Below are 10,451 nucleotides of genomic sequence, written 5' to 3' on the forward strand. Positions count from 1 at the left end.
CCAGGGTCAGAATCAAAATGAAGAAATCGAATGCACCCAGCGTCCAGCCCAGGAACGCGGCAGCTACAACGTCGCGCGCCCTTTTCAAATCAACTGCTGAAGTCTCCGAGATGCAGTTCCCTTCCAAAATGTCATCCGGCATCAACCGGCAAGATAAGTCCGGTGTCTGGTTACTAACCAGCACAACGCCGCCTTATGGGTCAGGAACCTTGTCCAAGCAATCTGGCAAGAGGAAGTATTTTATGAATTTTAGCCTGTGCCAGCCAACGACAATTGAAACCCTGGAACCACGCGCAAAGCACGGAAGGCATGAAAATCTGACTGCCAAATTTTTAAGGAATGGTCGGAGTGAGAGGATTCGAACCTCCGGCCCCTGCGTTCCGAACACAGTACTCTAACCAGGCTGAGCTACACTCCGATGCGGCGAGCCTATAGCTGAGCGACTGGGATTCCGCAAGGCCCTTTGGCAAAACCCTTCCACGCTAGGAACCGCCCCCTGAAAAATGTCACGAATAGCCATAATCCCGTTACCTTTGACGGCTAAAGACGCGATTTATCAGCAAGTCATAGCCAGGGGTGAAAGCGGCGTGTTAGGTTTTTGTCCATGTGTTTGATGTGCAACGCCTCACGGCGAAGCTTTTTGCGCCTTGGTTTTGGTGCCGCGGGTTTGGCGGCCCTTCCCCGCCTGTCCCGCGCGGCACGGCAAAAACCTTTGGTCATGCTTGACCCGGGGCATGGCGGCCATGACCCGGGCGCCATCGCGCCGGATGGGTATTATGAAAAAACCATCACGCTAACAACCGCGCTGGAACTGCGCCATGCCTTGCAAGCGACGGGGCATTACCGCATCGCCATGACTCGTACGACGGACCGTTTCATTCCCCTGGAAGGCCGCGTGAATATGGCGCTTAAACATAAAGCGGACCTGTTCCTCTCCATGCATTGCGACCATCTGCCTGAGCAGGATCTGCGCGGCGCGTCTATTTTTACGTTATCCGACAAAGCCTCGGATAAGCTGGCCGCCGCCGTGGCGCAGGATGAAAACAGCGCCGACGGCCCGAACGCCCCCATCTCAGGTGTTTCGCCCCAGGTTGCGAATATTCTGGCCAGCCTGACCACCCGCGCCACCAAAATCAGCTCCGCCACCTTCTCCCAGGATATCGCCACGGCTTTTTCCGGCGGGATTCCGCTGCTACCCGACCCGCAGCGCAGCGCCAATTTCGCGGTGTTGCGCGACCCTTCGACCCCCTCCGTGCTACTCGAAATGGGGTGCCTCAGCAATGAGGAGGACGAGCAGCGCCTGCGGAATACACATCAGCGTCACCAGCTTGTCGCACGGCTCAGTGATGCCATCGATAGCTATTTTAAGGATACCGCCAATGGCCGTATGGCTGGCTGAATTGCGAAGCTGTCATTTTCGCCGTCTCGCGGCCTTGGAAATGAGATGCTAAGAGCCCGGCATGTCTGATCAGAATGACGATTTTTCCGCCGGCGACCGGTTGGCGCGCCCCAGCCGCAATGCGCCAAAGCCGCAACGCAAGCAACCGCGTGAACCACGGGCGCCAAAGCCTCGGAAACGCCATAGCCTGATCGGGCGGATCGTGAGCTTCTTCATCAGCAGCCTCTACAGACTGGTTTTTCTTGTCATCGTCGCCGGTATTATCGCGGCGGGCGGGGCGTTTCTGTTTTTCTCTGCCGGGCTGCCGAGCATCAACAGCCTGAAAACGTACAAACCGCCCTTGGAGTCGCGCGTTTACGCCTCGAACTTCAACCTGCTGGCGGAAATGGGCACGCAGCACAGTATTTATGTGCCGTACGACCAGATCCCCAAAGTGGTGCAAAACGCCTTCATCTCGGCGGAAGATCGGCTATTCTGGGTGGAACCTGGCATCAACCCGCTGGCAATCGTTCGTGCCGGGTTGACCGACATCACGCTGATCGGCACCGGCCGGCGGCCCATCGGCGCTTCGACCATCACCCAGCAGGTGGTGAAGAACATGCTCCTGGACAACCACATCACCTTCGTGACCAAGATCAAGGAAGCGATCCTGGCAATGCGTGTGTCCCAGGCGATGAGCAAGAAGCAGGTTCTAACACTTTATCTGAACGAAGTGGATTTGGGGCAGAACTCCTTTGGTGTGGCGGCGGCGGCGCAGACTTATTTCGACAAACCGCTTTCCCAACTCGACATCGCCCAGGCCGCGACGCTGGCCGCCTTGCCCAAGGCCCCCACCAGCTACAATCCCTTCCTGCATCCGAACGCCTCTCTGCAACGGCGCAATTTTATCATCGGCCGTATGTTGGATGATGGCGTGATCACCAAGGCGCAGGCTGAAGCAGCCCAGGCCGAGCCGCTGCTACCCAAAGCCGGGAAAACCACAAAATCCGTGCCGGATGGCGGTTATTTCGCTGATGCCGTCCGGGCCCAACTGATTCAGAAATTTGGCCAGAAGGCCGTGAATACCGGCGGGCTGATTGTTCGCACCAGCCTCAACCCCACCTTGCAGGAAGCCGCCGCCAAGGCGATGCGCGACGGGTTGGAGCATTACGACCATATTTACGGTGGCTGGCATGGGCTGGTCACTCATGTCTCTGACACCGACCTTGCCACCAACTGGGAGAAATTGCTGGCCAAACAGCCAACTCCACCCGGAATGCGGAGCGGCTGGCGGCTTGGAATCGTGCTCTCCGCCGAGCACGACGCGGCGCGAATCGGCACTGAGAACATGACAACCGGTAAATTAGCGACCGGCACCCTGCCGCTGGACAATATGCGCTGGGCCCGGCCTCTGGACCATGGCCGCCCCGGCGCGCATCCCACCTCCACCGCGCAGGTGCTGAAACCCGGCGATGTGGTGATGGTATCGGGCGCGTTGAAATCCTTGTCACTGGAACAAATCCCGAAAGTTCAGGGCGCGCTGATTTCCATGGATCCAAGCACCGGGCGGGTTGTGGCAATGATCGGCGGCTGGAGCCATGATGTCAGCCCCTTCAACCGGGCCATCCAGACGCAGCGCCAACCGGGCTCCTCGGTCAAGCCGTTGGTGTACCTCACCGCCATGGAACAAGGCATCCAGCCGGACGCCGACGTGCTGGACGGGCCGTTTGTGCAGGTGATGCCGGATGGTTCCGTTTACCGCCCCGGCAATTATGAAAACACGTTCCAAGGGCCGGTGCCGATTTTCCACGCGCTGGAACAATCGCTCAACCTCGCCACCTTGCATCTGGCCCGCCAGATCGGCCTGCCAGCGATTGCCAAAACTTTCCATGATTTTGGCATTGTGGACAAAATGCCGCCTTACTACCCGTCCGCCATCGGCGCCATCGACACCACCTTGTGGAAGATGACCGCAGCTTATGCATCGCTGGACCAGTATGGCCGGCTGGTCACGCCAAGCCTGATTGACAGCGTGACCAACCCGGACGGCACGGTGTTGTATCAGGCCCCCGAAGAGCATTGCGCGAACTGCGTTAACGGCAACCCGGACCAGCCGCCGCAACTCACCCCTACAGGCCAGCAAGTAGCTGATGCTGATTCAGTGTATCAGATGCTAGTCATGATGCGCGGCGTGGCTCTGCGGGGCACCGGTATTCCAGCGGTGCGGGGAATTTCCCAGCCTGTGGCGGGCAAGACCGGTACCACCAATAATTTCAACGACGCGTGGTTCATCGGCTTCACGCCGGGTGTCGTGACCGGTTGCTGGGTTGGCTTCGACACCCCGTCCAGCCTCGGCAATAACGAGACAGGCGGGAATGTCTGTGGCCCCATCTGGAACGAATTTATGAAGGTGGCGCTCAAAGAGCAGCCAGACCTCGACTTTGCGACCCCACCCGGCATGACCTTACAGCAAGTACCTGAACCGGATGGGCGGATGGTCACGGAAGCCTTCAAGCCCGGCCAGAGCCCCGGCGCGCAAAACGCATTTGGCCTGCTGGGCGGCGGCATGGATAGCCTTGGCGGGTCCAGCAGCAACAACAATGGCAACGCACCCGCCTCTCCCGGGACTGGGACGCCTGCCACCTCCACGCCTTCGGTTATCGATAAATCGCTCGGCGGGCTTTACTAACCCGCTTGCGCCAAAAAGCGCCCGCCTCTGGCGGGCGTTTGCCGTTTCAGGAGCCGCTAAACCAATTATAGCCCTGGTCCGCCCAGTAGCCGCCCGGGTAGATGTTGGTGACCGCAAGCTGTACAATGGATTTCGGGTTCTTGAAGCCAAGCTTGGTGGGAATACGCAGCCGCACGGGCGCACCAAATGGTGGCGTCAACGGCTGGCCTAGGAAATCCAGGGCCAAAATGGTTTGCGGATGCAAGGCGGACGGCATGTCGATGGAGCTGTAATACCCATCCGCGCATTTGAAGCTGACATATTTGCAACGTGTATCCGCCCCCACACGGCGCAAAAAATCCCGTAAGGGCACCCCTGACCATTGGCCGATCACGCGCCACCCCTCCACGCAAACAAACCGAGTGATCTGCGATTCCTGTGGCAATACCCTGAGCTGGGTCAGCTTCCATGGCGTTTTATCCTGGATCTGGCCGCCAAGCTCCAGCCTGTATGTGGCTTCATCCACCACCGGCGCCTGATCGATGCTGTAAAAGGCATTGAAGCGTGGCGGGCGGGTGATCTGGTCCGGCTTAAAGGTTGGTGCCAGCGTATGCGGGTCGAACAAAGCCGCCTGCACCCGGTCATTCCAGGCGGACATGGCATGTAGAAACTTGTCCGCAAGGTCCGGGTGTTCCGGGTCCTCATAATTGCAGCCGCCTAAGGGCACGGACACACCGAGCGCCATGGCACGCAGCAGCATGGAGCGGCGCTTGATCATGGCAGACGTCCTCCCGTGATCATTGGCGGCAAGACCTTCGGCACCAGCGCCACCAATAGCAGATGAATGAGAATAAACAGGCAAATTCCGGTCATCGCGAAGAAATGTACAAAGCGGGACACAACATAGCCGCCGAATAGATCGCTCAAGAACCAGAGCTGCACCGGCTTCCAGATGGCGAGCCCGGATAGCACCGCCACAAGCGCCGCAAACAGCACGCCCACATAAAGCAGCTTCTGTACCGCGTTATAAACACCCCTCTCATGCTTCAGGTCGAAGCTGAGTGCGGCGCGCAAATCCCGCAACAACGCGCGTGGGCGAATAGGGAACAGTTTTTTGTAATGGCCGCTAGCCAAGCTCCAAACAACATAGATCAACCCGTTGAGCACCAGCAGCCACATGGCCGCCAGATGCCAAGCAATCGCCGCGCCCAACCATTGGCCGATGGTGAAGGGGAAGGTAAAATCGAACAAAGGCGAGGCATTATAAATCTGCCAGCCGCTACCGATCATGATCACCATGGCGATAACATTAAGCCAATGGGTCAGCCGTAAAGGCCATGGGTGGATGACGCGCCCGCTCATAAGCCGCACTCCCCTCTCCAGTTGGAAACATATTAGATATACGCACAGCATGGCGCTCTGGATGCGCGGGCTGCAAGGCATGAATTCAATGCCCAAACGGCATTGGAGCCGCGACAGTGGCAGGCTGCATATCTCCGTTGTCCGGGACTGCCCGGCTTTTTCAACAAAGGAGATCATCACATGCCCCGTTTTCTTACCGTTGCCGCCTGCGTTCTGTCCCTGGCCAGCGCTGGCACGGCTTTCGCGCAATCCTCAAACAGCATGACCCGTGACACCATGGGCAATGGCACCACCACCAGCCATACCAGCAACGCCATGGTGAATGGCATGGCCGCAAATCAGGACAGCATGGGCCATCAGAGTTCTTCGATGAGCCATGACACGATGGGCAATAATGCCAACATGAGCCAAAACGCCATGGGCCATGCCAACAATACGCAATAATTGCCAGAAGGGCGCCGTGCTGCCTAAGCTCATTTCACTCGGCGCCCCTGTTACCTGGTGGAGGATGATATCGGCCAGCTGACGGAGAAACTCACGGAGCTACGCCGCAGCCGACGCCTGAATGCCGGCTGGGACGCGGCGTATCTTCAAATGATCCATACGCTGGAGCACGACGGGTTCCATGCGGGGATCATGCGCCCTGGCGAGGTCTTCCCGGATTTCATGTTGCCCAATGCGGCGGGGCAGCTGGTTTCGCTGGAGGAGCGGTGCGGCCAAGGTCCGGTTGTTCTGGGTTTCTTCCGCGGCACATGGTGCCCGTTCTGCAAGCTGATGCTGGAAGCGCTGGCCGAGGCAATGCCACGTATCCAGGCCAAGGGCGCATCGTTACTTGCCCTGACCCCGGAAACCGGGGCTCTGCCCGCCGCTTTGCAGGCGCGACACGACAACCGTTTTGAGGTATTGTGCGATGTGGATTTCGGCGTCGGGCTGCAGGCCGGGGTGGTTTATAAAATCCCGCCGCTTTATAGAGCCAATCTGAACACCGCGAAGCTGGATCTCTCCATCCGCCACGGCAACGCCGCTTGGTGTCTGCCTGTGCCCGCCATCTTTCTCATCCGGCCGGATGGTTTCATAGCTCGGAGTTTCGTGGATGTGGATTTCACTAAATGGCCAGAACCTAGTGAAATTATCAGCACGCTGGAAGGATTGTGCTGATGGAGCTGGCGCAGGTCCGTTATTTCCTGGCCCTTTGCCGCACGCTGAATTTCTCGCGGGCGGCGGAGGCGTGCAATGTGACCCAGCCCGCCTTCTCCCGCGCCATCCAACGGCTTGAGGAAGAGCTGGGCGGCGCCTTGATCTTTCGTGAACGTACCCTCACCCGGCTGACCGCCCTGGGGCTGGAGATGCGCCCGCATTTCGAAACCATGGTGGAAGCTGCGGAGGCCGCGCACGCCCTGGCGGCTGCACGGCGAAAAACAGCGCCGCGTTCTTTAAGAATCGGGCTTGGCCCGGGGATTCCCGCCACGCCCATCACCAGCGCCGTGGCGGAGATTTTACGCGTGCTGCCCGGCACGGAGATTCACTTCACGGAGGCGCCCTCGGGTACACTGGTGGATACCATGCTGGCTGACGGGCTGGATTGCGCGCTTCTGCCAGATGATGCACCATTGCCCGAGCGTCTGAACCGCTGGCCCCTCTTCAGGGACAACGCCGCGCTGATCTGTCCGGAAACGCACCCGCTTGCACGGCACAACCAGTGCAGACTCGTAGACCTGGAGGGGGAAACCTTGCTGCTGGGCCATGAATGCGGGAATTTCGGTGACAGGCTAACGCAAATGGCGGAAGCGCCACTGCAAACCCAGCGGATGCGCGCGAGCGCGAGCCAGATGCAGGAGCTGGTGCGCGCCGGGCTCGGGCTGGCACTGCTTTCCAACCGCATCGTTATTGCGCCACCTCTGGCCACGCGGGATTTTGTGGATCCGGTACTGGACCGGCAAGTGCTGCTCACCGCCGTGGCGGGCCGCCCCGTTAATCAGGCCGCGGCTGGGTTTATGCGGCTTTGCCGTGCACAGGCTTTTGATTAAGGTACGCGTTTTAGGCCGGTGCCGATAAACGTTGGGATCGCCAGCAGCACACGGCCATGATCTTGCACCGTTAAAACCGGACCGGGCTTGAAGCTGGCGAAATCCGGCGCGAAGCGGTTCCAGGTCTGGGTAGTGCTGCCGGGCATAGCAATCACCAGGACCGTCTTGCCGATAAGGCTTGCGGGCGGCGTGGTGAAGGCAAATTGATGCGGTTTGGCTCCAAACACGGTAACGGGCGTGGCAATCCCCTTACGCCGCAGCGCATAGCCGATTTTGCCTGCGTCGAACCATTTTTGCGCGGCGACCGCGTCCACCCCCGCCGGGAAGGTCTTGGTGATGCTCGTCCAGTCCACGGCCTGCAGCATAGGAGATTTGCCGGGCTTGAAGGCATTGGCGAGAACAGGCGGCAACCCAAACTGCACCAGCGCCACAATGAGCAGCGCGGCAAACGCGAGCAAACCACCAGACAGTCCCGCCACCCAGCCAATGAGCTTGCCGGACCGGCGCGTTGCCCATTCACCCAACAGAGGGAAGAGCATCAGATAACCCGGTGCTGCCCAATGAAACAGAATATGCGTCTGCGACCACAGCCCCACGATGGAGAACAGCATGACGGGAATAATCGATGCACAGGCCAGCAGCCAGGAGACGCGTTGGGCTGGCCCCGCGGCAAAGCCGCGAATCATCACCCATATCATGGGCGCCCATAGCCAGGGCAACACATAGAGCGCCTCTCCACCCCAGACGGAAAACGGCATCAAGGGCCGCAGCCGCAAGCCGGTGGCGCGCCCGCCCTGATAGTCGAAGCTCGCCCAATGATGATGGGCATTCCAGATGATAACCGGCAAAAACAAAATCAACGCCAGCAACACCCCCAGCCAGGGCCAGGGTTTTGCCAGCTGTTTACGCCCCGCCGGGTCCAGCAGCACGCCCAGTGCCGCCCCCACCAACACCAGGGCGCCGTTATATTTGGACAGCATGGCCAAACCCGCGAACAGCCCCGCCGCCAGCCACCAGCGCGGTGCGGGTTGTTCTTCAGGCAGCCCCAGGGCGCGGATCAACGCATAAAGAAATGCTAGCAATGCTGCGTTCAACGGCCCATCCGGCAGCACCCAACTGCCGAATGCCAGCGAGAAAACCGGCGCGATGGAATAGGCAGCCACCGCCCAGAACCCCGCCTTGGCTCCAAACAGCCGCCTGGTGATGAGATAAAGCAACCAGGACGATACGCCCGAAAGCAGCACAAACGGCAGCCGTACCACAATAGGCACCGCCGAGCCGAACACATGCCGCGCCCCCAGCTCCAGCCACCAGGAGGCAAGCGGATGGTCAAAATACGAGGCAGCGAAATGCGAACTGGCCGCCACCATATAGCTTTCATCCATGCCAAGGCCCGAGCCCCAGGCCAGGATGAGGCGGAAACCAAGGGCGATCAGTACAACCAGGAGCGTGGCGTTCATGTGCGCCTGCATTGCAGCCCCTCCCATGCTTGGCAAGCCGGGCTTTTGTAATTGCCCCTACCAATTAGCACGCGGCGAGCGTATATCGCGGCAATGACCACTGAATCTGACCAACTGAATGAGCAGATCGGCCGCTCGGTCGCCCTGCTGAGGAGGCATCTTTGACTGGGATGCCGCTGTTCTCAAGCTCGCTGAGCTGAACCACCGGGCCGAAGACCCGAATCTCTGGAACGACGCCGAGGCCGCGCAGGCCGTCATGCGCGAACGGAACCGGCTGGCTTCTATGGTTGACGGCGTTAACATGATCGAAACCGAAACAAAGGAGACGCTGGAGCTGATCGAGCTGGCCGAGGCCGAGGGCGACGAAACCATGGTGAAGGATGGCATTGCTACGCTGGAACGTCTGGCCACCTCCGCCAAGGAGAAAGAGATCGAATCCCTCCTCTCCGGTGAGGCCGACAGCCGTGACGCATTCGTGGAAATTAATGCCGGCGCCGGCGGGACCGAAGCTCAGGACTGGGCGCAAATGTTGGCGCGCATGTATCTGCGCTGGGCCGAACGCAAGCGATTCAAGACCGAGATCATGGAAGAATCAGAAGGCGAGCAGGCCGGGATCAAATCCATGACCATCCAGATCAGCGGCATCAATGCCTATGGCTGGCTGAAAACGGAGGCAGGCGTGCACCGGCTGGTGCGCATTTCGCCTTTCGATGCCAATGCCCGGCGCCAGACCAGCTTTGCGTCCGTCTGGGTTTACCCGGTCGTGGATGACACGATCGAAATTGAGATCAACCCGGCTGATTTGAAGGTGGATACGTTCCGAGCCTCCGGTGCGGGCGGCCAGCACGTGAACAAGACCGAATCCGCCATCCGCATTACCCACGTGCCCTCCGGCATTATTGTGGCCTGCCAGACCGACCGCTCCCAGCACCGTAACCGCGCCACCGCGATGAACATGCTGAAAGCGCGTCTGTACGAACAGGAATTGCAGAAGCGCGAAACAGCAGCGGCGGCAACGGAAGCCTCCAAAACTGAGATCGGCTGGGGGCATCAGATCCGCTCTTACGTACTCGCCCCTTATCAGCTCGTGAAAGATCTGCGCAGCAACCATGAAAGCGGAAACCCCGCAGCAGTGCTGGATGGCGCGCTGGACCCGTTCCTGGCATCCTCGCTCGCCGCGCGGGTAGGAGCGACCCGCTCCGAAGCTTCGGCAATGGCGGAGTAAGAAAAAAGGGGCCTCGCGGCCCCTTCAGACTGCTGACAACCCCCGTCATTTTTGGCGGGGTTTTGTTTTATTTATTGTTTGGCTTGTAATTGTTCTGTTTGTGAGGGGGTTTCCCTTTCAGGCCGGGCTTGGCGTTGGTGCTTTGGTGAGTGCCATGGCGATTTTTTTGATATTTTGTGCGGTGGCGGCGAGCAGGCATTGGCAGGTGACGCCGGTTAAGCCTCGGAAGCGTGCGTAGCGGTGTCCGAGGAGTTGCTTGGCATCGGCGAAGGACCGCTCGACCGTCTCTTTTCGTCGTTTATAGATGGCCTTGCCCCATGAGGTGAGGCGG

10 protein-coding genes and 1 tRNA gene are annotated in these 10,451 nt (G+C 59.5%); 6 read left to right on the top strand and 5 right to left on the bottom strand.

The genetic code is table 11. The features are described 5' to 3' along the window. Window positions 1–340: 340 nt before the first annotated feature. Window positions 341–418: transfer RNA gene (locus BUB54_RS09115), tRNA-Pro, on the bottom strand. Between the two features lie 249 nt (window positions 419–667). Here BUB54_RS09115 and BUB54_RS09120 point away from each other — a divergent pair. Next, entirely contained in the window at window positions 668–1,399 is a 732-nt protein-coding gene (locus BUB54_RS09120; RefSeq protein WP_175556490.1) for an N-acetylmuramoyl-L-alanine amidase family protein, read from the top strand. A 61-nt stretch (window positions 1,400–1,460) separates the two neighbouring features. Next, entirely contained in the window at window positions 1,461–4,067 is a 2,607-nt protein-coding gene (locus BUB54_RS09125) for a penicillin-binding protein 1A (RefSeq protein WP_082075677.1), read from the top strand. 46 nt (window positions 4,068–4,113) lie between these two features. Here the strand turns inward: BUB54_RS09125 and BUB54_RS09130 are convergent, their stop codons facing one another. After that, window positions 4,114–4,824: a molybdopterin-dependent oxidoreductase gene (locus BUB54_RS09130; protein ID WP_052948374.1), complete on the bottom strand. Its 711-nt coding sequence runs from the start codon at window positions 4,822–4,824 to the stop codon at window positions 4,114–4,116. Next, window positions 4,821–5,408, bottom strand: a complete 588-nt coding sequence (locus BUB54_RS09135) for a cytochrome b/b6 domain-containing protein (protein ID WP_048879142.1) — start codon at window positions 5,406–5,408, stop codon at window positions 4,821–4,823. Before BUB54_RS09135 ends, BUB54_RS09130 begins: the two co-directional genes overlap by 4 nt. A 180-nt stretch (window positions 5,409–5,588) precedes the next feature. Between BUB54_RS09135 and BUB54_RS09140 the strand changes: the two genes are divergently transcribed. From BUB54_RS09140 to BUB54_RS09150, 3 genes are read left to right on the top strand one after another with little or no spacing between them, the layout of a single operon-like run. After that, window positions 5,589–5,852, top strand: a complete 264-nt coding sequence (locus tag BUB54_RS09140; protein ID WP_048879141.1) for a hypothetical protein — start codon at window positions 5,589–5,591, stop codon at window positions 5,850–5,852. A 57-nt stretch (window positions 5,853–5,909) separates the two neighbouring features. Further along, window positions 5,910–6,566: a peroxiredoxin-like family protein gene (locus BUB54_RS09145; RefSeq protein ID WP_241869387.1), complete on the top strand. Its 657-nt coding sequence runs from the start codon at window positions 5,910–5,912 to the stop codon at window positions 6,564–6,566. Further along, the gene (locus BUB54_RS09150; protein ID WP_048879140.1) at window positions 6,566–7,435 is read left to right on the top strand and encodes a LysR family transcriptional regulator; all 870 of its coding nucleotides are present in this window, start codon (window positions 6,566–6,568) and stop codon (window positions 7,433–7,435) included. The genes BUB54_RS09145 and BUB54_RS09150 overlap by 1 nt, the downstream gene beginning before the upstream one ends. Here BUB54_RS09150 and BUB54_RS09155 read toward each other — a convergent pair. Further along, on the bottom strand, window positions 7,432–8,895 hold the full coding sequence (locus BUB54_RS09155) for a glycosyltransferase family 39 protein (protein ID WP_158320116.1): 1,464 nt from the start codon (window positions 8,893–8,895) through the stop codon (window positions 7,432–7,434). The genes BUB54_RS09150 and BUB54_RS09155 overlap by 4 nt on opposite strands. A gap of 93 nt (window positions 8,896–8,988) precedes the next feature. Between BUB54_RS09155 and prfB the strand changes: the two genes are divergently transcribed. Then, window positions 8,989–10,120 (top strand): peptide chain release factor 2 gene (gene prfB / locus BUB54_RS09160; RefSeq protein ID WP_139284850.1). Its coding sequence is split into 2 segments (ribosomal slippage): window positions 8,989–9,057 and window positions 9,059–10,120, totalling 1,131 coding nucleotides; the frame shifts between segments, so codons are not numbered across the junction. Window positions 10,121–10,237: 117 nt separating this feature from the next. Here the strand turns inward: prfB and BUB54_RS09165 are convergent. After that, window positions 10,238–10,451, bottom strand: a 214-nt coding sequence (locus BUB54_RS09165) for a transposase (protein WP_139284851.1), incomplete at its 5' end; no start/stop codon positions are given.

The sequence above is a fragment of the Acidocella aminolytica 101 = DSM 11237 genome, assembly GCF_900129125.1.
GTDB lineage: Bacteria > Pseudomonadota > Alphaproteobacteria > Acetobacterales > Acetobacteraceae > Acidocella > Acidocella aminolytica.

Excerpts from the sequence above, each read along its gene's own strand:
- BUB54_RS09130 (WP_052948374.1), bottom strand. The coding sequence starts at position 4,824 with ATGATCAAGCGCCGCTCCATGCTGCTGCGTGCCATGGCGCTCGGTGTG.
- BUB54_RS09155 (WP_158320116.1), bottom strand. The coding sequence starts at position 8,895 with ATGAACGCCACGCTCCTGGTTGTACTGATCGCCCTTGGTTTCCGCCTC.
- BUB54_RS09135 (WP_048879142.1), bottom strand. The coding sequence starts at position 5,408 with ATGAGCGGGCGCGTCATCCACCCATGGCCTTTACGGCTGACCCATTGG.
- BUB54_RS09125 (WP_082075677.1), top strand. The coding sequence starts at position 1,461 with ATGTCTGATCAGAATGACGATTTTTCCGCCGGCGACCGGTTGGCGCGC.
- BUB54_RS09140 (WP_048879141.1), top strand. The coding sequence starts at position 5,589 with ATGCCCCGTTTTCTTACCGTTGCCGCCTGCGTTCTGTCCCTGGCCAGC.
- BUB54_RS09150 (WP_048879140.1), top strand. The coding sequence starts at position 6,566 with ATGGAGCTGGCGCAGGTCCGTTATTTCCTGGCCCTTTGCCGCACGCTG.